This is a genomic window from Pseudomonas sp. S3_B08 (assembly GCF_054667725.1).
The window spans coordinates 2,829,268-2,853,391 of sequence record NZ_CP162750.1 but is presented as its reverse complement, the minus strand read 5'-3'; the positions used below and the strand labels follow the sequence as shown (position 1 = coordinate 2,853,391).

The window sequence follows — 24,124 nt, the reverse complement described above, 5'->3', positions numbered from 1 at the left end:
TTAAACCTAGCCCTGTTTTGAGTAGCTGGCTAATAACTGGACTCTATCGGCGCAACCATGGTTCCGACTTCAGCTATCATGCGCCGGTTTTCGTGACAGGCATTGCGGCAACGCAAGGCTTGAGCATCGCGCAACGGTCGAATGATCGACCGTTGCCCAGGAGTAAGAATGAACACCCTATTCATGCATTGCCGGCCCGGCTTCGAAGGCGAAGTCTGTTCGGAGATTTCCGATCTCGCCGCCCGTCTCAATGTCGCCGGTTACGCCAAAGCCAAAACCGCCACGGCCTGCGCCGAGTTTGTCTGCACTGAAGCCGACGGCGCCGAACGCCTGATGCGCGGTCAGCGTTTCGCCGAATTGATTTTCCCTCGGCAGTGGGCGCGGGGCTTTTTCATTGATCTGCCGGAAAACGATCGCATCAGCGTGATCCTCGCGCACATGGCCGATTTCCCGGTGTTTGGCAGTCTGTGGCTGGAAGTGGTCGATACCAATGACGGCAAGGAACTGTCGAATTTCTGCAAAAAATTCGAAGGCCCGCTGCGCAAGGCGCTGACCGCCGCTGGCAAACTGGTGGAAGACGCCAGCAAGCCGCGATTGTTGCTGACCTTCAAGAGTGGCCGCGAAGTGTTTCTCGGCATGGCCGATGCCGGCAATTCGGCGATGTGGCCGATGGGCATTCCGCGCCTGAAGTTTCCTCGCGAGGCACCCAGCCGTTCGACCTTGAAGCTGGAAGAGGCGTGGCACCACTTCATTCCACGTGATCAGTGGGAAGACCGCCTGCACAGCGACATGACCGGCGTCGACCTCGGCGCCGCACCGGGCGGCTGGACCTGGCAACTGGTCAACCGTGGCATGCTGGTGACGGCGATCGACAACGGCCCGATGGCTGAAAGCCTGATGGAAACCGGGCTGGTCCAGCATCTGATGGCGGACGGTTTTACCTTCAAGCCGAAGCAGCCGGTGGACTGGATGGTTTGCGACATCGTCGAGAAACCGGCGCGCAACGCGGCGATGCTGGAAGAGTGGATCGGCGAGGGGCATTGCCGCGAGGCTGTGGTCAACCTGAAGCTGCCGATGAAACAGCGTTATGCCGAAGTGAAGCGTCTGCTCGAGCGCATTGCCGATGGTTTCAAGGCTCGTGGGATCAAGGTTGATATCGGCTGCAAGCAGCTATATCACGACCGCGAGGAAGTGACTTGCCATCTGCGCCGGCACGACACCAGGAAAACCAAATCGCGCTGACACAACACTGAACCTGTGGGAGCGAGCCTGCTCGCGAAAGCGGTGGGGCAGCCAGCGATGTGTTCACTGACGGATTGCCCTCGCGAGCAGGCTCGCTCCCACATGGGTTGGACGATATCCCAAGCAATGCGCGACAATGCCGGCCAGTTTCTGGAGTGAACCATGAGTGAAATGATCGATACCCCGGTCGACGGCACCCTCGACGCCACCGGCCTCAATTGCCCGGAGCCGGTGATGATGCTGCACCAGCACATCCGCGATCTGGTGCCCGGCGGCTTGCTCAAGGTGATCGCCACCGATCCCTCGACCAAGCGCGATATCCCCAAGTTCTGCGTGTTTCTTGACCATGAGCTGGTCAGCCAGCACGAAGAGGCCGGCACCTATCTGTACTGGATTCGCAAGAAGTCCTGACTCAGGGCAAAAAAAGACCTGCAAATGCAGGTCTTTTTTTATGGGTGATCAACCCATCGAACGACTGATCCGAATGCGTTTGCGCGCACTGCGTGTCAGACGAATCGACAGCATCAACGCTGCGCAGCTCAAGCCGACAATCAAACCCTGCCACAAACCGCTCGGACCGCGTGGCTCGCCGAGCCAATCGGTCAGGCCCAGCGCATAACCGACCGGCAAACCAATCCCCCAGTAGGCGAAGAGAGTCAGGATCATCGTCACCCGAGTGTCCTGATAGCCACGCAGTGCGCCGGCGGCAGTCACCTGGATTGCATCGGAAAACTGGAACAGCGCCGAATAGACAATCAGCATCGCCGCAATGTGAATCACCGTTGGATCAGCGGTATAGATCGCCGCAATCGGCTCGCGCAGCGCCAGCATCAGGCTCGCCGACAGGCAGGCGTAGGCCAGCGCCGTGCCCATGCCGACTCCGGCGGCAAAGCGCGCTTCACGCGGTTCTTCGCGCCCAAGCGCCTGACCGACACGCACGGTGACCGCCATGCCCAGCGAATAGGGAATCATGAATACCAGCGAGCTGACGTTCAGCGCGATCTGATGCCCGGCCACCACCGTCGCGCCGAGGCTGCCGATCAGCAGGGCGATCACGGCAAAAATGCTCGACTCGGCAAACACCGCGATGCCGATCGGCAAACCAATCGACAGCAGACGTTTGATCACCGCCCACTGCGGCCAGTCGAAACGGCTGAACAATTCGCTTGAGCGATAGGCCGGTGCCCAGCGTTCGTACCCGGCCAGGCCCAGCGCCATTACCCACATCACGATCGCCGTGGCCCAGCCGCAGCCGACGCCGCCCATGGCCGGCACGCCAAAGTGACCGTAGATGAAGATGTAGTTCAGCGGGATGTTCAGCGCCAGACCACAGAGGCCCAGCACCATGGCCGGGCGGGTGCGGCCGATGCCGTCGCTGGTGCAGCGCAGCACGTGATAGAGGGCCACCGCCGGCAAGCCGCTGGCGATGCCGTGCAGATATTGCATGCACGGGCCGATCAGCTCGGGATCGACCTTCATCAGGTGCAGCACCGGCTCGGCAGCGATCAGCATCGAGGTGGCGATCAATCCGACTACCAATGCCAGCCACAACGCCTGACGCACAATCGGGCCAATTTCGCTGTGCTTGCCGGCGCCGAAACGCTGGGCGACTTTTGGTGTGGTGGCCAGCAGGGTGCCGGTCATCAATAGAAACACCGGAACCCAGATCGAGTTGCCCAGCGCCACTGCCGCCAGGTCCTTGGGGCCGACGCGCCCGGCCATCACCGCATCGACGAAGCCCATGGCCGTGGTCGCCAGTTGCGCGATGATGATCGGCAGGGCCAGGGCGAGCAGGTTTTTCAACTCCAGGCGAATCCGCGCAGGGCGGCTCAGCGAGACGGCGACAGGTTGGTCAGTTACAGGGTTCACAGGCAAAGCGTCCAGAAAGTATTGATGCGCAGAGCGGCGCATTCTACGCCGCTGACGCCTCGGTCAGGAAATATCCTCTGTTGCGTATTTGTAAGTGCAAACCCTGCTGGCTGATCGACGCGTCAGCACCTAAACTGCCGATCCGCCCAAGGAGCCCGCCATGCTGATTGTTGCCGACGAAAATATCCCGCTGCTCGATGCTTTTTTTGCCGGTTTCGGCGACATCCGCCGAGTGCCGGGCCGCTCCATTGACCGCGCGACGGTTGAGCAGGCCGATGTGTTGCTGGTGCGTTCGGTGACCAACGTCAATCGCGCGCTGCTTGAAGGCAGCAAAGTGCGCTTTGTCGGCACCTGCACCATCGGCACCGATCATCTGGATCTCGATTACTTCAACGAGGCCGGGATCTGCTGGTCGAGCGCGCCGGGTTGCAATGCTCGTGGTGTTGTCGACTACGTGCTGGGCAGTCTGATGACACTGGCCGAAATCGAAGGGGTTGATCTGACGCAGCGTACTTACGGCGTCGTCGGCGCCGGTGAAGTGGGGGGGCGCTTGATCAAGGTTCTCAAGGGCTTGGGCTGGAACGTCAAGGTTTGCGATCCGCCGCGTCAGGCTGCCGAGGGCGGCGATTATGTCAGCCTTGAGCAGATCATCGAGCAGTGCGACGTGATCAGTCTGCATACGCCATTGACCCGTAGCGGCAACAACGCGACCTGGCATCTGTTCGATCAACAGCGTCTGCAACAACTCAAGCAAGGTGCATGGTTGATCAACGCGGCGCGCGGCCCTGTAGTGGACAATGCAGCGCTGCGTGAGGTGCTGCTGGAGCGCGAGGACCTGCAAGCGGTGCTCGACGTCTGGGAAAAAGAGCCGGAAGTCGACCCTGCGTTGGCCGAACTCTGCGTATTGGCCACGCCACATATTGCCGGTTACAGCCTCGATGGCAAGCAACGCGGGACCGCGCAGATTTATCAGGCCTACTGCGCTTTCAGCGGCCAACCTGCAGCTATCCAGCTCAGCGATCTGCTGCCAGCAACCTGGTTGTCGGAAGTTTCCCTGCACGGTGACAGCGATCCGGCGTGGGCGCTGGCGATGTTGTGCCGGGGCGTGTATGACCCGCGCCGCGATGATGCGGATTTCCGCCGCAGCCTGGTGGGAAATGTCGCTGAGCAGCGCTCGGCGTTTGACGCGTTGCGCAAGCAATATCCGGTGCGACGCGAGATCGAAGGGCTGAAGGTGCGGATTGAAGGGGAGTCGCCGTTGTTGCGGCAGATTGTGGCGGCGCTGGGGGCAACCCGTGTCCTGTAGGAGCTGTCGAGTGAAACGAGGCTGCGATCTCTCGATCTTGCTTTTTGAAGATCAAAAGATCGCAGCCTTCGGCAGCTCCTACACGATTCGCAGCTAAATTACAGACATAAAAAACCCGGCCAGTCAGGGCCGGGTCAGGAAGACGGTGCTACATCACTCTTGTTCGGCAGGCTTGACCAATCGCTTCTCCAGTTCGCGGCATGCGTCCTGGATCATGTCTTCAGTGATCGGTACTTCGCGGCCCTGCTCATCGATAATCGAGCAACCCAGAGACTGGTCGGGTTTGGTGCGGATCACTTCAATCTTGTCTTCGCTGCTGTGTTGCAAGGACATGGCCTGTCTCCTCATCAGGTTGTGTGCCTAAGTTAAAACCGCCACGTGACCAGGCTGTGACAACTCCCTGCGGTCTGTCGGCGGGCGGCATCTCTACTCAAACAGAAATGACCGCTCGTCTCAACCGCAACCTTAGACCAATCGTTTCTAGCATCCGGACATCCCGGGCATATTTAACCTGACTCATTGTGATTTACAGAGTTCCACCCCATCTGAGTCTGTAGGCTGGCCCGATCCATCTGCGCAGACGTGAACTCCATGATCTCCATGCTTTCTTCCCGACACCGGCGCGCCCTGCGCCTGACCAGTCATTTTCTCCTGCCGTACCGCTGGCATGCCTTCGGCGCTTTGCTCGCGCTGATCGTCACCGCCGGCATTACCCTGTCGATGGGGCAGGGCATCAAATTGTTGGTCGACCAAGGCTTCATGACTCGATCGCCGCATCTGCTCAATCAGTCGATCGGAATTTTCATGCTGTTGGTGCTCGGGCTGGCACTGGGCACTTTCGCACGGTTCTATCTGGTGTCGTGGGTTGGCGAGCGCGTGGTCGCCGACATTCGCCGCCAAGTGTTCAATCACTTGGTGTATCTGCATCCGGGCTTTTATGAGGACAACCGCAGCTCGGAAATCCAGTCGCGTCTGACCGCTGATACCACGCTGCTGCAATCGGTGATCGGCTCGTCGCTTTCGCTGTTCCTGCGCAATCTGCTGATGGTCATCGGTGGTGTGGTGTTGCTGTTCATCACCAATCCGAAGTTGACCAGCATTGTCGTGATTGCACTGCCGCTGGTAATCGCGCCGATCCTGATTTTCGGCCGCCGCGTGCGCAATCTGTCGCGCCAGAGCCAGGACCGTATCGCCGACATTGGCAGCTATGTGTCGGAAACCCTCGGCCAGATCAAAACCGTGCAAGCCTACAACCATCAAGTGCAGGACGAGCAGCGTTTCGCTTCTACCGTCGAGCAGGCGTTCGAAACCGCGCGTAAGAGGATCTTCCAGAGGGCGTGGTTGATCACGCTAGTGATCGTGCTCGTGCTGGGCGCGGTGGCGGTGATGTTGTGGGTCGGCGGCATGGATGTGATGGCGGGGCGGATTTCGGCTGGGGAACTGGCGGCGTTCGTTTTCTACAGCCTGATTGTCGGTAGTGCGTTCGGCACGCTGAGCGAAGTGATCGGCGAGCTGCAGCGCGCTGCTGGCGCAGCGGAGCGGATCGCAGAATTGCTGCGTTCGGAAAACATCATCCAGCCACCGTTGACCGGACTGGTCACTCTGCCAGCGCGAGTCAAAGGTGAACTTGAGCTGCGCGACGTGCGCTTTTCCTACCCCTCGCGTCCGGAAAGCTACGCCGTCGATGGCTTGAATCTGACGGTGAGGGCGGGCGAGACCTTGGCATTAGTGGGGCCGTCGGGCGCGGGCAAGTCCACGGTTTACGACTTGTTGCTGCGCTTCTACGATCCACGCGAGGGGCAGATTTTCCTCGATGGCGTGCCGCTGACCAGCCTTGACCCGCTGGATCTGCGCCGCTGTTTCGCCCTGGTCTCGCAAACCCCCGCGTTGTTTTTCGGCAGTGTGGAGGACAACATTCGCTACGGCTGCCCGACGGCCACGCTTGAACAGGTCAAGGAAGCTGCGCGAATTGCCCACGCCCACGACTTCATCGAACAAATGCCGGACGGCTATCAGACTCATCTGGGAGATGGCGGCCTCGGGTTGTCCGGCGGTCAGCGCCAACGTCTGGCCATTGCCCGCGCCTTGCTAGTGGACGCGCCGATCCTGCTCCTTGACGAAGCCACCAGCGCCCTCGACGCACAGAGCGAACATCTGATCCAGCAGGCCCTGCCAACGCTGATGGAAAACCGCACCACGCTGGTGATCGCTCACAGGCTGGCCACGGTGAAGAACGCTGACCGGATTGCGGTGATGGATCAAGGCAAGCTGGTAGCGGTGGGGACACATCAGGAGTTGATCGCCAGCAATCCGCTGTACGCACGGCTGGCGGCGTTGCAGTTTAATGATGGTCGATCTGTCACAGCAGACTGAGCAATCGACCAAGTAACCGACCAAAAAAATGCCCGTATCTCACGATACGGGCATTTTTCATGATCCGGCGTCAGCTTGGTGATTACTGATCATCAAAATACCGCTCATGCCAATCCACCAGCGGTTGCGGCGAGTTGAGCTTTTGCCCGTAGATCACCGAGTAGGACAACACGTTCTGCACGTATTGACGGGTTTCGTCGAACGGGATGCTTTCCACCCAGACGTCGAAACTCAGGTGATCAGCGCCGCGCAGCCACTGACGCACGCGGCCTGGCCCGGCGTTGTAAGCGGCGGAGGCGAGCACGCGGTTGCCGTTGAACTGGCTGTGAACCTGGCTGAGGTAAGCGGCGCCGAGCTGAATGTTCTTTTCTGGATTGAGCACCTGCTGCGGCGAAGCCAAGGGGATGCTGAATTTGCGTGCGGTTTCCTTGGCGGTGGCTGGCATCAGTTGCATCAGACCGCTGGCGCCGACGCCGGAGCGCGCGTCGTCCATGAAGGCGCTTTCCTGCCGGGTGATGGCGAACACCCAGCTCGAATGCAGGCCGCGAACCTTGGCTTCACGCACGAGGGTATCGCGGTGAGCCATCGGGAAGCGGATGTCCAGATCGTCCCAGTACTGTGCCTGACTGATGGTGCGAATCGCCGGAAAGTACCATTTCAGGTCGTAGGCCAGTTTGGCCTGGGCGACCATTTCATCGCGATTGAAATGACGGCTGACGTGATACCACTCGCGACGCCCGTCGACGATCTGCCCGCGTGCATGAAACTCCAGCGCGCGCCGCACGCCGGGGGTGTTACGAACCTTGTTGATCAACGCTTGGCTGAGCACCAGCGGCTTGTTGTTCAGCGAGTAAGGCGACTGTGAACGGTCTGCGGCGAGGAAGCCGTAGAAGTCTCGTTCCCGCGCCAGATTCTTGTACAGGGTCAGCGCTTGCGGGTTTTGTGGCTCGGCCAGCTCCAGACTGCGCGCCTGCCAATAGCGCCAACGGTTGGTGGCGGCCAGGTCTTGCGGCAGACGCTTGGTCAATTCGTAGGCATCGTTCCAGCGTGCCAGACGCAGCAGCAGGCGCAGGCGCCATTCCGAGACGGTGTTGTCGCGCAGCTCCGGATCGTATTTGGTCATCACGTCCAGCGCGCGGCTGTCGAAGCGGCGCGCAAGGGTCAGGCCGATCTCGCGAGCAATCGCGACTTTCTCATCACGAGAGAAATGCATGCTGCTGGCGTATCCGTCGAGCAAAGCCATGGCCTTGTCCGGATCCTGCCGAGCGAGGCGGCGCAAGCCGAGGCTGACGACGTCTGACATCGGCTCGTCGGCCGGGGTGAAGCGCGACGGCTGGTTGAGCAGTTCGGGTTTCTGCGCCACGTCGACCAGCAAGCGACCGCGCGGGGCGAGGGTGGTCAGGCCGTTGATCAGACTGTTGGCCAGCGGATAGTTGCGCGCCTGCGCGGCAAGTTTGGTGCGCTCCCAGCGTTTCTGCTCGGTGAGCTGGCCATCGGCGGCCCAGATGCCGAACAATGCGTCACACGCAGCCGGTTGCGATTTGCCGGTCAGCCAGAGTTTTTCCGCACTGGCATACCCTTCGGCTTTCTTGTCGTGGCTGATCTGGTACTGCGCGTTGAGGCAGTCGAGCTCAGTGAAATTCAGCTTCGGATCGTAGTACTTGACGAAGGTCGCCCAGTCGCCACGGTCGGCGAGCCAGCGCAACCAGCGCAGTTTCATCCAGTTGGCCTGCGGCAGGTCACCGTGTTCGGCGAGGAATTTCTCGATTTCTGCGTTGCTCGCGGTCTTCAGACGCGCGGTCAGTTCGTCGTAGGCCAGATACGGTTCCAGCGGATAATCGGCCAGCGCCTGGCTGTAACGGAAATACGGGCCGGTATCACCCTTGGCCAAGGCGCGCTTGGCTTCATCGTAATACTGGCGTTGGGTGGACAAGTCCACCGCCTGGACGGATTGAGCGGCAGCGGCGGTAAGAAACAAGCAGGACAAAACACTGAAAAGGCGACTGCGCATGAGACATCCGGGCAGAGAAATCATGACAAGTGCCGATCGAAATCCGCACTGAATTGACTGTAGCTTAGCCTTTTGCCAGCAAGCGGCGAAAGCTTTGCGAGCCTCGCTGCACAAGTTCGCAACAAATGTTGTGCAGAGTGCTTCGACAGACAAATTGCCGGCCTGCTGAAGCCTCAAGTCAGGTAGAATGCGCGCCCGGTTTTTGGAGAAGCTCATGACCCTGCTCAAATTCAGCGATGTGTCCCTTGCGTTCGGCGCTATGCCGTTGTTGGACAAGGTGTCCTGGCAGATCGCCCGTGGTGAGCGGGTGTGCATCATCGGCCGCAACGGCACTGGCAAGTCCAGCATGATGAAACTGGTCAAGGGCGACCAGAAGCCCGATGACGGCTCGGTATGGCGTGCCCCCGGTCTGAAAATCGGCGAATTGCCGCAAGAATTGCCAGTTGCCGACGACCGGACGGTATTCGACGTGGTGGCGGAAGGCCTCGATGGTGTTGGCGCCTTGCTCGCCGAATACCATCACCTGAGCCAGAACATCATCACCGACGCCGATCTGGACAAGCTGATGCACGTTCAGCACGACCTCGAAGCCCGTGATGGCTGGCGCCTTCAAACGCTGGTCGACAGCACCCTGAGCCGTCTGCAACTGCCGGCCGACAAGACTCTCGCCGAACTCTCCGGTGGCTGGCGTCGTCGCGTGCTGCTGGCGCAGGCGCTGGTGTCCGAGCCCGATCTGCTGCTGCTCGACGAACCGACCAACCACCTGGACATCGGTGCGATTGCCTGGCTCGAAGAGGCGCTGAAAGATTTCCAGGGCGCCGTGCTGTTCATCACCCACGACCGTTCCTTCCTGCAAAACCTCGCCACGCGCATTCTCGAACTGGATCGCGGCGGGCTGATTGACTGGAACGGCGACTACGCCAGTTTCCTCGTGCACAAAGAAGCTGCGCTGGCCGCTGAAGAAACCGCCAACGCGCTGTTCGACAAGCGTCTGGCTCAGGAAGAAGTCTGGATCCGTCAGGGCATCAAGGCCCGCCGCACTCGTAACGAAGGTCGTGTGCGCGCTCTGAAAGCCCTGCGCGTTGAGCGCAGTGAGCGTCGCGAGCGTACCGGCAAGGCCAACATCCAGCTGGAAACCGCGGACAAATCCGGCAAGCAGGTGATGGTCCTCGAGAACGTGAGCTTCGCGCATCCGGGCGGGCCGTTCCTGATCAAGGATTTCTCCATGGTCCTGCAGCGCGGCGACCGTATCGGTCTGCTCGGCGCCAACGGTACCGGCAAGACCACCCTGTTGAAACTGATGCTCAGCGGTCTGCAACCGACCAGCGGCAAAGTGGAAGAGGGCACGCGCATCGACGTGGCGTACTTCGACCAGTTGCGCCATCAGCTGGATCTGGAAAAAACGGTGATCGACAACGTCGCCGAAGGTCGCGACTTCATCGACATCGACGGGCAGAGCCGTCACGTGCTGAGCTATCTCGGCGACTTCCTGTTCAGCCCGCAGCGTGCACGCACGCCGGTCAAGGCGTTGTCGGGTGGTGAACGTGCGCGTCTGTTGCTGGCGAAGCTGTTCAGCAAACCGGCGAACCTGCTGGTGCTCGACGAACCGACCAACGACCTCGATGTGGAAACTCTCGAGCTGCTCGAAGAAGTGCTGCTGACTTTCAACGGCACCGTGCTGATGGTCAGCCACGACCGGGCATTCCTCGATAACGTGGTGACCAGCACCCTGGTCTTCGAAGGTGAAGGCAAGGTTCGTGAATACGTCGGCGGCTATCAGGACTGGATCCGTCAGGGCGGCTCGCCGCGTCTGTTGGGCGTGACTGAAAGCAAGTCGGGCAAGGCTGACCTGAACTCGGCGGTGGTTACCGCTGAGCCGGCTCCGGTGGCTGCGCCTGCGGCTGCCGCTCCGGTTGCCAAGAAGAAACTCAGCTACAAGCTGCAGCGTGAGCTGGAAGCCTTGCCGGGCGACATCGACGCCAAGGAGCAGCAAATCGCCGCTGTTGAAGCGGAAATGGCTGAAGCCGGTTTCTATCAGCGTCCGCCGGCGGAAACGGCCAAGGTGATTGCTTCGCTGGAGCAATTGCAGGCCGAGCTGGATGCGTTGGTGGAGCGTTGGGCCGAGCTGGATGCCTGATAGCTCCTGATGTGAAAAAGCCCGGCGCTCAGTGATGAGCGCCGGGCTTTTCATATGTAGCGCGATCTACAGGCTGGAGCAGGTCAACTGTGAGAGCGAGCCTGCTCGCGAAAGCGGTGTGTCAGGCGGCACTCATATTGAATGTGCCGACGTATTCGCGAGCAGGCCCGCTCCCACAAACTGCAAGACAGATCAGCGTTTGACCAGGTGCACCGCGAGTACATCGCATGGCGCACCGTGCAGCACGTCATTCGCGGTCGAGCCGAGCAGCAGTGCCAGGCCATGGCGGCCATGACTGCCGACCACAATCAGATCGCACGCTTGTTCCTTGGCGAAATGATGGATTTCCTGGCGGGGCTGGCCGTAGGTCAGATGGCAATTGGCGCCTTCGAGCTCGGGGTATTTCGATTTGAGTTTTTCAAGACGCTCCTTGGCCTGATCGAACTGCTGTTGTTGCAGTTGTGACAGGTCCATTGGCACGTCGCCACCGAAGGCCATGGCCATCGGTTCAACGATATGCACCAGCGACAACTTGGCAGCGTTGCTCACCGACAGCTCGCGGGCGCGGTGGATCACAGGGTCGCACTCTTCGGTCAGATCTACGGCGACCAGTATGTGGTGGTAGGGCATGAGGTGCTCCTCCTGAGGGTTCGATATTGGTAAGTATGGCTGGTTTCAAGCGCATTGGTTCGCAAGTGACACAATGGGCTCATCAAAAATCGGGAGTACAGATATGACGGTCTGGCTGGTGGTGTCAATCCTGCTGGTAGTTTTAAGTCCACTGGCATGGTTGCGCCCATCGCGAACGCAGAGCGGGCGCATGGCCCTGCGCATGGAGGCGCGACGCATCGGCCTGGCCATGCAGCTGGCGCCGCAGGAGTGGCCGCACTGGCTGCTGCCGGAGCCGCCGAATCCCTGCGCCCAGTACCACCGGCCCCGGCGTGGCAGTCAACCGGCGTGCTGGACCTATTGGCAGAAAACCCCGGGCGTGTGGGTCAATCAATGGCAAGAAGTCTGCGATGACCGGATCCTGCTCGATTATTTCGAAAAATTGCCGGGCAATGTTTTCAAGATCGAAGCGGACAAGCAGATGATCGCCTTGTACTGGGGCGAGAAGGGCGAGGCGACGGTTCTGCAGGATATCGACGCGACCCTGAAAGCACTGGCGTGATGCGCGGACTTTTCTCACTGCAACGGTGTGAAACGTCCGGCAGACGCGCAATAAAAAGCCCGACATGATTCGTCGGGCGGATTGGCCAGGCAGGCCGGTAACTTTTTTTGCGGCAGGCGCTTTGATCGCCTCGGCAAATTTCCTCGCAGTCCACCCAGCGTAGCCTTCTGAACAGGGCTCGGCGGAAATTAGGGCGACTTTTCTAACTATTGATTCTATGAATGGCTCAACATCGAGACGGGTGTTGCTGCTCATCATGGTGCAGAAATGACCGCAAAGTCGCATTTCAGCCCGAATTTAGGGCGATTGACAATTGTCTGAAATTCCGTGAAGGTGACGTACCCGAATCAAACGGGCGTATGAATTGAGCGTTTGTCTTACAGACTGCTCCTACAGAATCCCGACTATCGCGTTGGCGGGTGTGCCAGGCGGACGGTGTCAGTATCGACGAGCAAAGCGTCCTTCTGAGCCATAAGCCTGCGTCCGACGTGTACTGTTCAGCTTCCATATCGTGGAGATCAGTTGATGATTTACGAAGGTAAAGCCATCACGGTTAAAGCTCTTGAAAGTGGCATCGTCGAATTGAAATTCGACCTCAAGGGTGAGTCCGTCAACAAGTTCAACCGTCTAACCCTGAACGAACTGCGTCAGGCCGTAGACACCATCAAGGCAGATGCTTCGATCAAGGGCGTGATCGTCAGCAGCGGCAAGGACGTGTTCATCGTCGGCGCCGACATCACCGAATTTGTCGACAACTTCAAGCTGCCGGATGCCGAGCTGGTTGCAGGCAATCTCGAAGCCAACAAGATCTTCAGCGATTTCGAAGACCTCAACGTGCCGACCGTCGCGGCCATCAACGGCATCGCCCTCGGTGGCGGTCTGGAAATGTGCCTGGCGGCTGACTATCGCGTCATGTCCACCAAGGCCAAGATCGGTCTGCCGGAAGTCAAACTGGGCATCTACCCGGGCTTCGGCGGTACCGTACGTCTGCCACGCCTGATCGGTGTCGACAACGCCATCGAGTGGATTGCCGCCGGCAAGGAAAACCGCCCTGAAGACGCCCTGAAAGTCAGCGCCGTCGACGCCGTGGTTGCTCCAGAGAAGCTGCAGGAAGCTGCCCTTGAACTGATCAAGCGCGCCATCTCCGGCGAGTTCGATTACATAGCCAAGCGTCAGCCGAAACTTGAAAAACTCAAGTTGAACGCCATTGAACAAATGATGGCTTTCGAAACCGCCAAAGGTTTCGTGGCTGGCCAGGCCGGCCCGAATTACCCGGCGCCGGTTGAAGCGATCAAGACCATCCAGAAAGCCGCGAACTTCGGTCGCGACAAGGCACTGGAAGTGGAAGCTGCAGGCTTCGTCAAGCTGGCCAAGACCTCTGCTGCGCAGAGCCTGATCGGCCTGTTCCTGAACGATCAGGAATTGAAGAAAAAGGCCAAGGCCTATGACGAAATCGCCAAGGACGTGAAGCAGGCTGCCGTACTCGGCGCCGGCATCATGGGTGGCGGTATCGCTTATCAGTCGGCCTCCAAAGGCACGCCGATCCTGATGAAGGACATCAACGAGCACGGTATCGAGCAGGGTCTGGCCGAAGCCGCCAAGCTGCTGGTCGGCCGCGTTGACAAGGGTCGCATGACCGCGGCGAAGATGGCTGAAGTGCTCAACGGCATTCGTCCGACCCTGTCCTACGGCGACTTCGGTCACGTCGATCTGGTCGTCGAAGCTGTGGTCGAAAACCCGAAGGTCAAGCAAGCGGTACTGGCTGAAGTCGAAGACAAGGTCAAAGAGGACACCATCCTCGCGTCCAACACCTCGACCATTTCCATCAGCCTGCTGGCCAAGGCCCTCAAGCGTCCGGAAAACTTCGTCGGCATGCACTTCTTCAACCCGGTGCACATGATGCCGCTGGTGGAAGTGATCCGTGGCGAGAAGTCCAGTGAACTGGCGATCGCCACCACCGTTGCCTACGCGAAGAAAATGGGCAAGAACCCGATTGTCGTCAATGACTGCCCGGGCTTTTTGGTCAACCGCGTGCTGTTCCCGTACTTCGGCGGTTTCGCCAAGCTGGTCAGCGCCGGTGTCGACTTCGTTCGCATCGACAAAGTGATGGAAAAATTCGGCTGGCCAATGGGCCCGGCTTACCTGATGGACGTGGTCGGCATCGACACCGGTCACCACGGTCGCGACGTCATGGCTGAAGGTTTCCCGGACCGCATGAAGGATGACCGTCGTTCGGCCATCGACGTGCTGTACGAAGCCAAGCGCCTGGGCCAGAAGAACGGCAAGGGCTTCTACGCCTACGAGGCCGACAAGAAAGGCAAGCAGAAGAAAGTCGCCGATCCGTCGGTACTCGAAGTGCTCAAGCCGATCGTTTACGAGCAGCGCGAAGTCACTGACGAAGACATCATCAACTGGATGATGATCCCGCTGTGCCTGGAAACCGTGCGCTGCCTGGAAGACGGCATCGTTGAAACCGCCGCCGAAGCCGACATGGGTCTGGTTTACGGTATCGGTTTCCCTCCATTCCGTGGCGGTGCGCTGCGCTACATCGATTCGATCGGTGTTGCCGAGTTCGTTGCCCTGGCTGACCAGTACGCTGATTTGGGCGCGCTGTACCACCCGACCGCGAAGCTGCGCGAAATGGCCAAAAACGGCCAGAGCTTCTTCGGTTAAGCGCCCCCAACTAGAGTGAGAGTGAACTTATGAGCTTGAATCCTAGAGACGTCGTGATTGTCGACTTCGGTCGTACTCCGATGGGCCGCTCCAAGGGCGGCATGCACCGCAACACCCGCGCTGAAGACATGTCGGCGCACCTGATCAGCAAACTGCTGGAACGCAACAGCAAGGTCGACCCGGCGGAAGTCGAGGACGTGATCTGGGGCTGCGTCAACCAGACCCTGGAGCAGGGCTGGAACATCGCGCGCATGGCGTCGCTGATGACCCAGATTCCGCACACTTCGGCCGGCCAGACCGTCAGCCGTCTGTGCGGTTCGTCGATGAGCGCGCTGCACACTGCTGCGCAAGCGATCATGACCGGCAACGGTGACGTGTTCGTGGTCGGCGGCGTCGAGCACATGGGCCACGTGAGCATGATGCACGGTGTCGATCCGAACCCGCACATGTCGCTGTACGCGGCAAAAGCCTCGGGCATGATGGGCCTGACCGCTGAAATGCTCGGCAAGATGCACGGCATCACCCGTGAGCAGCAGGATGCCTTTGGCGTGCGTTCCCACCAGTTGGCCCACAAGGCAACCGTGGAAGGCAAGTTCAAGGACGAAATCATCCCGATGCAGGGTTACGACGAGAACGGTTTCCTGAAACTGTACGACTACGACGAAACCATTCGTCCGGAAACCACCCTGGAAAGTCTGGCGGCGCTGAAGCCGGCATTCAATCCAAAGGGCGGCACCGTGACTGCCGGTACTTCGTCGCAGATCACTGACGGTGCTTCGTGCATGATCGTGATGTCGGCGCAGCGTGCACAGGACCTCGGCATCCAGCCAATGGCGGTAATCCGTTCGATGGCAGTGGCGGGTGTAGACCCGGCAATCATGGGCTATGGTCCAGTGCCGGCAACACAAAAAGCCCTGAAGCGCGCAGGCCTTGGCATCAACGATATCGACTTCTTCGAGCTCAACGAAGCTTTCGCTGCACAGGCTCTGCCAGTGCTGAAAGATTTGAAAGTGCTCGACAAGATGAACGAGAAGGTTAACCTGCACGGCGGCGCGATCGCCCTGGGTCACCCGTTCGGTTGCTCCGGTGCGCGTATTTCCGGCACCCTGCTGAACGTGATGAAGCAGAATAGCGGCACCTTCGGGGTGGCCACTATGTGCATTGGTCTCGGCCAAGGCATCTCCACCGTCTTCGAACGCGTTTAAGCGTCTCGTCGATGGAAGCCGGGGCCCAGTGCCCCGGTTTTTGTTTTTGGGTTTTTTATTTATTTTTGAAAAGATTTCAGTGAGGGCCGAAGCATGCCGATACAACCTGGGCTCTACCAACATTACAAAGGTCCGCAATACCGTGTATTCAGTGTTGCGCGGCATTCCGAAACCGAAGAAGAAGTGGTCTTTTACCAAGCCCTGTATGGCGATTACGGCTATTGGGTGCGCCCGCTGAGCATGTTCGTCGAGTCAGTCGAGGTTGACGGCGAGCAGGTGCCGCGCTTTGCTTTGGTGCAAGCCGAACCGAGCCTTTTTGACAAGGCATGAGGCGACTGCGCAGACAACCCTGCGCTTGACCTCACCTTGTATCAACTATATATAGCGGTGCCGCGTCAGGCGCCAACCGCCTTTCACTTCTAGAATTCAGGAATTTTCTGATCCATGGGCAAATCGCTGGTCATTGTGGAATCCCCGGCTAAGGCCAAGACCATCAACAAGTATCTGGGTAACCAATACGTGGTGAAGTCGAGTATCGGCCATATCCGAGACCTGCCCACCAGCGGTTCGGCTAGCGCCAGCAAAGAGCCAGCCGCCAAGCGCGGCAAGGCTGCTGCGGGCGAAGGTCCGGTGCTCTCGCCGAAAGAGAAAGCGCGCAAGCAGCTGGTTTCGCGCATGGGCGTCGATCCCGAACACGGCTGGAAAGCCCAGTACGAGATCCTCCCGGGCAAAGAAAAGGTCATCGAAGAGCTGCGCCGGCTCGCCAAGGATGCTGACACCATCTATCTCGCAACCGACTTGGATCGCGAGGGGGAAGCCATTGCCTGGCACCTGCGCGAAGCCATCGGTGGTGACGACAGCCGTTACAAGCGCGTGGTGTTCAACGAAATCACCAAGAAGGCGATCCAGGAAGCCTTCTCCGAGCCGGGCGAGCTGGACATTGATCGTGTCAACGCCCAGCAGGCGCGTCGCTTCCTCGACCGCGTCGTCGGCTACATGGTCTCGCCGCTGCTGTGGGCCAAGATCGCCCGTGGTCTGTCCGCCGGTCGCGTGCAATCGGTTGCGGTGAAGCTGGTAGTCGAGCGTGAGCGTGAAATCCGTGCGTTCAATCCCGAAGAATACTGGGAAGTGCACGCTGATCTCGGCACCACCAAAGGCTCGACCGTGCGTTTCGAAGTGGCTCGCGAAAAAGGCGAAGCCTTCAAGCCGCTGAATGAAGCCCAGGCCATGGCTGCGCTGGAGAAGCTCAAGTCTTCCAGCTACAACATCGTCAAGCGCGAAGACAAACCGACCAGCAGCAAGCCGTCGGCGCCGTTCATCACGTCGACCTTGCAGCAGGCTGCGAGCAACCGCCTCGGTTTCGGCGTGAAGAAAACCATGATGATGGCCCAGCGTCTGTACGAAGCCGGCTACATCACTTACATGCGTACCGACTCGACCAATCTCTCGGCCGACGCCGTGGCGATGGCGCGCACCTACATCGAAGACGAATTCGGCAAGAAGTACCTGCCGGAAACGCCGAACGTTTACAGCAGCAAGGAAGGCGCGCAAGAGGCTCACGAAGCGATTCGTCCGTCCGACGCCAACACCACACCGAGCAAGCTGGCGGGTATGGAGCGTGATGCCGAGCGTCTGTACGAGCTGATCTGGCGCCAGTTTCTCGCCTGCCAGATGCTGCCGGCGCAATACCTGTCGACCACCGTCAGCGTCGGCGCTGGCGACTTCGAGCTGCGTGCCAAGGGCCGTATCCTGAAGTTCGACGGTTACACCCGCGTGATGCCGCAGATTGCCAAGCCTGGCGATGATGACGTGCTGCCGGACATGGCCCAGGGCGATGTGATGAAGCTGATCAAGCTTGACCCGTCGCAGCATTTCACCAAGCCACCGGCGCGTTATTCCGAAGCCAGTCTGGTCAAGGAGATGGAAAAACGCGGCATCGGTCGTCCTTCGACTTACGCTGCGATCATTTCGACCATTCAGGATCGCGGTTATGTGACCTTGCACAACCGTCGTTTCTACTCGGAAAAGATGGGTGACATCGTCACCGAACGTCTGTCCGAGAGCTTCTCCAATCTCATGGACTACGGCTTCACCGCCGGCATGGAAGAGAACCTCGATGACGTGGCGCAGGGCGAGCGCGACTGGAAAAACGTGCTGGACGAGTTCTACGGCGACTTCAAGAAGAAACTCGAAGTAGCGGAAAACCCGGACAGCGGCATGCGCGCCAACCAGCCGGTCATGACTGACATTCCGTGCACCACCTGCGGTCGTCCGATGCAGATTCGTACCGCATCGACTGGCGTGTTCCTCGGCTGCTCGGGCTACAGCCTGCCGCCGAAAGAGCGCTGCAAGGCCACCGTCAACCTGGTGCCGGGCGATGAAATCGCAGCGGACGACGAGGGCGAATCGGAATCGCTGGTACTGCGTGGCAAGCATCGCTGCCCGATCTGCAGCACGGCGATGGACGCCTACCTGCTGGACGAGAAGCGCAAGTTGCATATCTGCGGCAACAACCCGGATTGCGCCGGTTACGAAATTGAAGAAGGCAGCTATCGCATCAAGGGCTATGAAGGTCCGAGCCTGGAATGCGACAAGTGCGGCAGCGAAATGCAGCTCAAGACGGGCCGTTTCGGCAAGTTCTTCGGTTGCACCAACCCGGAGTGCAAGAACACCCGCAAGCTGCTGAAGAGCGGTGACGCGGCGCCGCCGAAGATGGATCCGGTAAAGATGCCTGAGCTGAAATGCGAAAAGGTCAACGACACCTACATCCTGCGCGACGGTGCGTCCGGTCTGTTCCTGGCCGCCAGTCAGTTCCCGAAAAACCGCGAGACCCGCGCTCCGTTGGTGATCGAGATTCTGCCGCACAAGGACGAGATCGATCCGAAGTACCACTTCCTGTGCGAGGCTCCGCAAAAGGATCCTGACGGTCTGCCAGCGGTCATCCGCTACAGCCGCAAGACCAAGGAGCAATACGTACAGACCGAAGTCGACGGCAAGCCGACAGGCTGGAAAGCGTATTACGACGGTGGCAAGTGGACTGTTGAAGACAAGCGCAGCGCAAAGGCCAAGGCTGAGTAAGCGCTAGTCTGAACAGCAAAAAGGCCGCATGAACCCTTCGGGTTTTCATGCGGCCTTTTTGTTTTGTGCTTGCGCTGGCATCGGCTGATCCATGACACTGCCGGGCCTGTGTGAAGCAATTATTTCGTTGTGGAGGCTGCCGTCATGGCCCACGAACTCTATACCCGCACCAACCAGAAGATCTATTTCGCCGGCCTGTCACTCGAAGCTCTGGCTCGTGCTGAAGAAGGGCGGGCGATGAATTCTCTGGCGCTGATCCAGGCCGGGCGTGAGTCGGCGTTGTTCCACCTCTACGGCGCACTGCTGGGCTTGTGTCATGAGATCGCCGGCTTTTATCGTCTGCCGCAGGCCAATTCGCCGAGGGCAGAGGAGTTGTTGAGGCGCGAAGTGCTGGAGTTGATCGCCATTCCGGAGTTGGCCGAAATGGTCGAGCTGGCCGGTAATCCGGAAACCTGGCTGGCGAAACTGCTGGCGGCGCACGCAGCACTGTTTCAGCCACCGAGGGCGCCACGCAAGCCAAAAGGCGACGTGACGCAGCCGCTGATCCAAGCGATTAATCTTGATGAAGAAGAGACGCCGGAAGAGCTCAATCGAGATGAGCTGGAGAGCTGGCGGCAGAACCTCAAAGGTCTGGCCCTGCGTTTCCGGGAAGGCTTGAACGAGTGTTGAGGTAGTTTGGCGCAGTGGCAATCTGAAACATGCTGCTGGTCAAGATCCCGAGCGAAGCTCGAATGATGTCTATATAATCGCTGCCTTTCGTGGAGAACAGACTTATATGCCAACGTCCTTTCTAGAAATTGTCGAGTTACCAGACGGCCGAATCGAACTGCGCAGGGCCGAGGACGAAGGTTCTCTGGTGACGCTGGATTTCTCCGAGGATGCCAAGGCGTTCCTGCAAGGCCAGCACGTTGAAATTGCCAAAGCGATGTTGAGCGTCGGCGTGCAGATGGCAGGTCGTATGGTTGAAGGCGAGTTTGATAAGGAAGAGGGGCCGCGGGTTCTTCATTGATCCACGCTTTGGCCTTTTCTCGGTCGCTTGCGCTTCAGATCGGCTTCTCTGTCCCTGGAGAAGCCCTGCGCTTCACACAGCGCGCATTACTCAACAATCAACCCAAACGAATGTTCAGGCTCTGAGCTTCGCCCGTGCGCGCGGCGCTGATCAGTTGTTGCCGTGAATTGGCATTCAACGGGTTTAGCCAGGTCACCACGGTGTGGCTGCGACCCAGTCGCAACGCTTCGCACGCCAGTTGCTGAGCACTCTGCGTGCCACGCGGTTGCAGCAGCAGGATGCGTTCGCGGTTCAGGCCGGCATCGCGCAGCCAGGTTTGCGTCAGGCTGGCGGGTGGGGCGATCAGCGTCAGCCAGCGCGCATCCTGATCCTCGCTCAATTCACGGAGGATCGGCGCTAGCAGGTTCAGGCAGTTCCCGGCCGCACCACGCAGTGATAGCTCACTGAAGGCGTCAGGTTTGGCATTCCAGTCACGCTCGACCACGTCTTTGAGGATCGGCGCAATCGGTTGCGCCAGAAACGCTTCAAATAAAGGCAGTTGTGTTTGCTGAGGTGTGTGTGGGAACTGCATGGAGCCTCCTTTAGCGGCGAATGACGCCGACACTCAAGCCTTCGATCACCAGTTCCTGATCTTTCAGGTCGACTTCGATAGGGGCAAACTCGGGGTTCTCGGCAATCAGCCAGACTTTGCTGCCTTCACGCTTGAAGCGTTTGACCGTCACTTCGTCGCCGATACGCGCAACCACAACCTGGCCGTTACGCGCTTCGCGGGTGGTATGCACTGCCAGCAGGTCGCCGTCGAAGATGCCGATATCCTTCATGCTCATGCCGTGCACACGCAACAGGTAGTCGGCGCGAGGATGGAAGAAGGTCGGGTTGATGTTGCAGGATTCTTCGATGTGCTGCTGGGCGAGGATCGGCGCGCCGGCAGCCACTCGGCCAATGATCGGCAGGGTGGAGTCGTCGGCCTTGGCTTCGAAGCCGGGAATACGAATGCCGCGGGAAGCGCCCGGGGTCATCTCGATCGCGCCCTTGCGGGCCAGGGCCTTGAGATGTTCTTCCGCCGCATTTGGCGATTTGAAACCCAATTCCTGAGCGATTTCCGCACGGGTGGGCGGATAGCCGTTGTCTTCGAGGCAACGTTTGATGAAGGCCAGAATCTCGGCTTGGCGTGGCGTCAGCTTTAGCATATTGATCGCTCTGTCTTTTTATACAGTGACTGGGATTATATACAGTGAAGCGGTCTTGGCAATGGGCGTTTTTTTGCCGCCCGCCGAGCGGTCGCGAAGGGCGCTTATTAATGCTGGCGCCTTGTGTGGTTAAATAGCTGACCGACCATTCCCAAAACGAACCGGCAGGCTTGACAAGGCTTAGGCTGAAACGTATGTTTCAAACAAGTGTTTGTCAGGCGGAGTAGCCATGGCCCAGTCGGAAACCGTTGAACGCATTCTTGATGCTGCCGAGCAGTTGTTCGCGGAGAAAGGATTCGCTGAAACCTCATTGCGTTTGATCACCAGCAAGGCTGGCGTCAATCTGGCTGCGGTGAATTATCACTTCGGCTCGAAAAAGGCGCTGATCCAGGCCGTGTTCTCGCGCTTCCTCGGTCCGTTCTGCGTCAGCCTCGATAAAGAGCTGGAGCGCCGTCAGGCCAAGCCTGAGAACAAGCCGACCCTCGAAGAGCTGCTGGAAATCCTCGTCGAGCAAGCGCTCGTCGTGCAGCCTCGCAGCGGTAACGATCTGTCGATCTTCATGCGTTTGCTCGGCCTCGCGTTCAGCCAGAGCCAGGGCCACTTGCGGCGTTATCTGGAAGACATGTACGGCAAGGTGTTCCGCCGCTACATGCTGCTAGTCAATGAAGCGGCGCCACGCATTCCGCCGATCGAGCTGTTCTGGCGCGTGCACTTCATGCTTGGCGCTGCGGCGTTCAGCATGTCCGGGATCAAGGCCTTGCGCGCGATTGCCGAGACCGATTTCGGCGTCAATACCTCCATCGAACAAGTGATGCGCCTGATGGTGCCGTTCCTCGCTGCCGGCATGCGCGCCGAAACCGGCGTCACCGATACAGCCATGGCCAGCGCGCAATTGCGTCCGCGCAGCAAATCCATACCGGTCGCCGCCAAGGTTTGACCGCGCACGGGTGGGCGCGGCAGCTGGTATCCGCTAAGCTAGCCGGCCATGCCGACTCTCGTACTGAACCCGATCTGCATGAATTCTGCTGACCGTCCGGGCATTGCCCACGGTAGCGAATGCAAGCAGATCGGGTTTTTCGTTTTCAAGGAATCTCTATGACTGCTGGCCTGCAAGGCTCGTTGATGGTGGACGTCGCCGGTACCTGGCTGACGGCCGAAGATCGCCAATTGTTGCGTCAGCCCGAAGTGGGCGGCCTGATCATTTTCGCCCGCAATATCGAGCATCCACGCCAGGTGCGCGAACTGAGCGCCGCGATCCGCGCGATTCGTCCGGATCTGCTGCTGGCGGTGGATCAAGAGGGCGGGCGAGTGCAGCGCTTGCGTCAGGGTTTCGTCCGTCTGCCAGCGATGCGCGCCATCGCCGATAACCCGAATGCAGAGTATCTCGCCGAGCAATGCGGCTGGATCATGGCCACCGAAGTGTTGGCGGTCGGGCTCGACCTGAGTTTCGCCCCGGTGCTGGATCTGGACTATCAGCGCAGTGCCGTGGTGGGCACCCGTTCCTTCGAAGGGGATCCCGAGCGCGCTGCCTTGCTCGCCGGTGCATTCATTCGCGGCATGAACAGCGCCGGCATGGCCGCCACCGGCAAACATTTCCCAGGCCACGGCTGGGCCGAAGCCGACTCCCATGTGGCGATCCCGAACGACGAGCGCAGTCTCGACGTGATCCGCGCCAATGATCTGGTGCCCTTCGCCAAACTCAGCAAACAACTGGCCGCCGTCATGCCGGCCCACGTCATCTATCCGCAAGTCGACTCGCAGCCGGCCGGTTTCTCCCGACGCTGGCTGCAGGACATCCTGCGCGGCGAGTTGCAGTTCGATGGCGTGATCTTCAGCGATGATCTGTCGATGGCCGGCGCTCACGTGGTCGGCGACGCTGCCAGCCGCATCGAAGCCGCGCTGAGTGCCGGTTGCGACATGGGTCTGGTGTGCAACGACCGCGCGGCAGCCGAGCTGGCGTTGAGTGCCGCCCAGCGTATGAAGGTCAAGCCTTCCGCGCGCATCGCGAAGATGCGCGGTCAAGCCTTCGCCAATACCGATTATCGTCAGGACCCGCGTTGGCTCACCGCCCTCGGCGCGCTCAAAGACGCTCAACTGATCGATTAAGGATTTTTTCGTTATGACCGTTTACGCAATCATCGGTGGCACTGGCCTGACTCAGCTCGAAGGCCTGAGCATTCGCCAGTCGCTGGCAGTCGACACCCCGTACGGCGCGCCTTCGGCCGAGGTGCAGATTGGTGAATACGCCGGCAAGGAAGTGCTGTTCCTCGCCCGTCACGGTCACCCGCATCGTTTCCCGCCGCACAAGGTCAACTACCGCGCCAACCTGTGGGCGTTGAAGCAGGCGGGTGCCGAAGCGATCATCGCCGTTAACGCGGTGGGCGGTATTCATCCGGCCATGGGCACCGGGCATTTCTGCGTGCCGCACCAGATCGTCGACTACACCAGTGGGCGCGAGCACACCTATTTCGCCGATGATCTGGAGCACGTCACCCACATCGATTTCAGCTTTCCCTACAGCGAGCCGTTGCGTCAGCAATTGATTGCCGCAGTCGCCGCCGAAGGCTGCGAATACAGCGATCAAGGCGTGTACGCCTGCACCCAGGGTCCGCGTCTGGAAACGGTCGCCGAGATCGTGCGACTGGAGCGTGACGGCTGCGACATCGTCGGCATGACCGGCATGCCGGAAGCGGCGCTGGCGCGTGAGCTGGATCTGGATTACGCCTGTCTGGCGCTGGTGGTGAATCCTGCAGCCGGCAAGACCACCGAAGTCATCACCATGGCCGAAATCGAGCAGGCCCTGCACGATGGCATGGGCAAGGTGAAATCAACGTTGGCGCGAGTGCTGGCCAGCTAAGGA

General features: G+C 59.6%; 21 protein-coding genes. 15 read left to right on the top strand and 6 right to left on the bottom strand.

The window, feature by feature from the left end:
• Positions 1–168: 168 nt before the first annotated feature.
• On the top strand, positions 169–1,242 hold the full coding sequence (gene rlmM / locus AB4N73_RS12895; protein ID WP_041477361.1) for a 23S rRNA (cytidine(2498)-2'-O)-methyltransferase RlmM: 1,074 nt from the start codon (positions 169–171) through the stop codon (positions 1,240–1,242).
• A 162-nt stretch (positions 1,243–1,404) separates the two neighbouring features.
• The gene (gene tusA / locus AB4N73_RS12890; protein WP_016775503.1) at positions 1,405–1,653 is read left to right on the top strand and encodes a sulfurtransferase TusA; all 249 of its coding nucleotides are present in this window, start codon (positions 1,405–1,407) and stop codon (positions 1,651–1,653) included.
• A 48-nt stretch (positions 1,654–1,701) separates the two neighbouring features.
• Here tusA and AB4N73_RS12885 read toward each other — a convergent pair whose 3' ends face one another.
• A complete protein-coding gene (locus AB4N73_RS12885; protein ID WP_056791566.1) occupies positions 1,702–3,111 on the bottom strand; it encodes an MATE family efflux transporter in 1,410 nt (469 codons plus the stop codon).
• 160 nt (positions 3,112–3,271) lie between these two features.
• Here AB4N73_RS12885 and pdxB point away from each other — a divergent pair, with 160 nt between their 5' ends.
• Positions 3,272–4,417: a 4-phosphoerythronate dehydrogenase PdxB gene (gene pdxB / locus AB4N73_RS12880; RefSeq protein WP_252882415.1), complete on the top strand. Its 1,146-nt coding sequence runs from the start codon at positions 3,272–3,274 to the stop codon at positions 4,415–4,417.
• 153 nt (positions 4,418–4,570) lie between these two features.
• On the opposite strand, the gene AB4N73_RS12875 is transcribed toward pdxB, so the two are convergent.
• On the bottom strand, positions 4,571–4,750 hold the full coding sequence (locus AB4N73_RS12875) for a PA1571 family protein (RefSeq protein ID WP_024013646.1): 180 nt from the start codon (positions 4,748–4,750) through the stop codon (positions 4,571–4,573).
• A gap of 258 nt (positions 4,751–5,008) precedes the next feature.
• Here AB4N73_RS12875 and AB4N73_RS12870 point away from each other — a divergent pair, with 258 nt between their 5' ends.
• A complete protein-coding gene (locus AB4N73_RS12870) occupies positions 5,009–6,790 on the top strand; it encodes an ABC transporter transmembrane domain-containing protein (protein WP_460143551.1) in 1,782 nt (593 codons plus the stop codon).
• 82 nt (positions 6,791–6,872) lie between these two features.
• Here the strand turns inward: AB4N73_RS12870 and AB4N73_RS12865 are convergent, their stop codons facing one another.
• The gene (locus AB4N73_RS12865) at positions 6,873–8,801 is read right to left on the bottom strand and encodes a transglycosylase SLT domain-containing protein (RefSeq protein WP_460143550.1); all 1,929 of its coding nucleotides are present in this window, start codon (positions 8,799–8,801) and stop codon (positions 6,873–6,875) included.
• A 214-nt stretch (positions 8,802–9,015) separates the two neighbouring features.
• Between AB4N73_RS12865 and AB4N73_RS12860 the strand changes: the two genes are divergently transcribed.
• Positions 9,016–10,938, top strand: coding sequence for an ATP-binding cassette domain-containing protein (locus AB4N73_RS12860; RefSeq protein ID WP_460143549.1), 1,923 nt, complete (start codon positions 9,016–9,018; stop codon positions 10,936–10,938).
• A gap of 192 nt (positions 10,939–11,130) precedes the next feature.
• On the opposite strand, the gene AB4N73_RS12855 is transcribed toward AB4N73_RS12860, so the two are convergent.
• Positions 11,131–11,568 carry a universal stress protein gene (locus tag AB4N73_RS12855; protein WP_016775498.1) on the bottom strand — a complete coding sequence of 146 codons (438 nt, stop codon included), beginning with the start codon at positions 11,566–11,568 and terminating at the stop codon, positions 11,131–11,133.
• A gap of 103 nt (positions 11,569–11,671) precedes the next feature.
• Between AB4N73_RS12855 and AB4N73_RS12850 the strand changes: the two genes are divergently transcribed.
• The 7 genes from AB4N73_RS12850 to AB4N73_RS12820 all read left to right on the top strand — a co-directional run bounded on the left by AB4N73_RS12850 (position 11,672) and on the right by AB4N73_RS12820 (position 20,074).
• Positions 11,672–12,109, top strand: a complete 438-nt coding sequence (locus AB4N73_RS12850; protein ID WP_041477352.1) for a hypothetical protein — start codon at positions 11,672–11,674, stop codon at positions 12,107–12,109.
• 525 nt (positions 12,110–12,634) lie between these two features.
• Positions 12,635–14,782: a fatty acid oxidation complex subunit alpha FadB gene (fadB, locus tag AB4N73_RS12845; protein WP_460143548.1), complete on the top strand. Its 2,148-nt coding sequence runs from the start codon at positions 12,635–12,637 to the stop codon at positions 14,780–14,782.
• A gap of 29 nt (positions 14,783–14,811) precedes the next feature.
• Positions 14,812–15,987, top strand: coding sequence for an acetyl-CoA C-acyltransferase FadA (gene fadA, locus AB4N73_RS12840; protein ID WP_016775495.1), 1,176 nt, complete (start codon positions 14,812–14,814; stop codon positions 15,985–15,987).
• A 93-nt stretch (positions 15,988–16,080) separates the two neighbouring features.
• Entirely contained in the window at positions 16,081–16,317 is a 237-nt protein-coding gene (locus AB4N73_RS12835; protein WP_133340511.1) for a DUF1653 domain-containing protein, read from the top strand.
• Between the two features lie 114 nt (positions 16,318–16,431).
• Positions 16,432–19,065 (top strand): type I DNA topoisomerase, encoded by a 2,634-nt coding sequence (topA, locus tag AB4N73_RS12830; protein ID WP_056791529.1) that lies wholly within the window; start codon positions 16,432–16,434, stop codon positions 19,063–19,065.
• A gap of 144 nt (positions 19,066–19,209) precedes the next feature.
• A complete protein-coding gene (locus AB4N73_RS12825; protein WP_460143547.1) occupies positions 19,210–19,734 on the top strand; it encodes a DUF6586 family protein in 525 nt (174 codons plus the stop codon).
• Between the two features lie 106 nt (positions 19,735–19,840).
• Positions 19,841–20,074 (top strand): hypothetical protein, encoded by a 234-nt coding sequence (locus AB4N73_RS12820; RefSeq protein ID WP_003226592.1) that lies wholly within the window; start codon positions 19,841–19,843, stop codon positions 20,072–20,074.
• A 97-nt stretch (positions 20,075–20,171) separates the two neighbouring features.
• Here AB4N73_RS12820 and sulA read toward each other — a convergent pair whose 3' ends face one another.
• Together sulA and lexA are read right to left on the bottom strand one after the other, a co-directional pair.
• Positions 20,172–20,645 (bottom strand): SOS-induced cell division inhibitor SulA, encoded by a 474-nt coding sequence (gene sulA, locus AB4N73_RS12815; RefSeq protein ID WP_041477346.1) that lies wholly within the window; start codon positions 20,643–20,645, stop codon positions 20,172–20,174.
• Positions 20,646–20,655: 10 nt separating this feature from the next.
• On the bottom strand, positions 20,656–21,264 hold the full coding sequence (gene lexA, locus AB4N73_RS12810) for a transcriptional repressor LexA (RefSeq protein ID WP_016775490.1): 609 nt from the start codon (positions 21,262–21,264) through the stop codon (positions 20,656–20,658).
• 229 nt (positions 21,265–21,493) lie between these two features.
• Between lexA and AB4N73_RS12805 the strand changes: the two genes are divergently transcribed.
• The 3 genes from AB4N73_RS12805 (at position 21,494) to AB4N73_RS12795 (ending at position 24,121) form a co-directional block, all read left to right on the top strand.
• On the top strand, positions 21,494–22,201 hold the full coding sequence (locus AB4N73_RS12805) for a TetR/AcrR family transcriptional regulator (protein WP_056791523.1): 708 nt from the start codon (positions 21,494–21,496) through the stop codon (positions 22,199–22,201).
• A 158-nt stretch (positions 22,202–22,359) separates the two neighbouring features.
• On the top strand, positions 22,360–23,370 hold the full coding sequence (nagZ, locus tag AB4N73_RS12800; protein WP_460143546.1) for a beta-N-acetylhexosaminidase: 1,011 nt from the start codon (positions 22,360–22,362) through the stop codon (positions 23,368–23,370).
• A gap of 13 nt (positions 23,371–23,383) precedes the next feature.
• Positions 23,384–24,121, top strand: coding sequence for an S-methyl-5'-thioinosine phosphorylase (locus AB4N73_RS12795; RefSeq protein ID WP_016775487.1), 738 nt, complete (start codon positions 23,384–23,386; stop codon positions 24,119–24,121).
• The last annotated feature ends 3 nt before the right edge of the window (positions 24,122–24,124 follow it).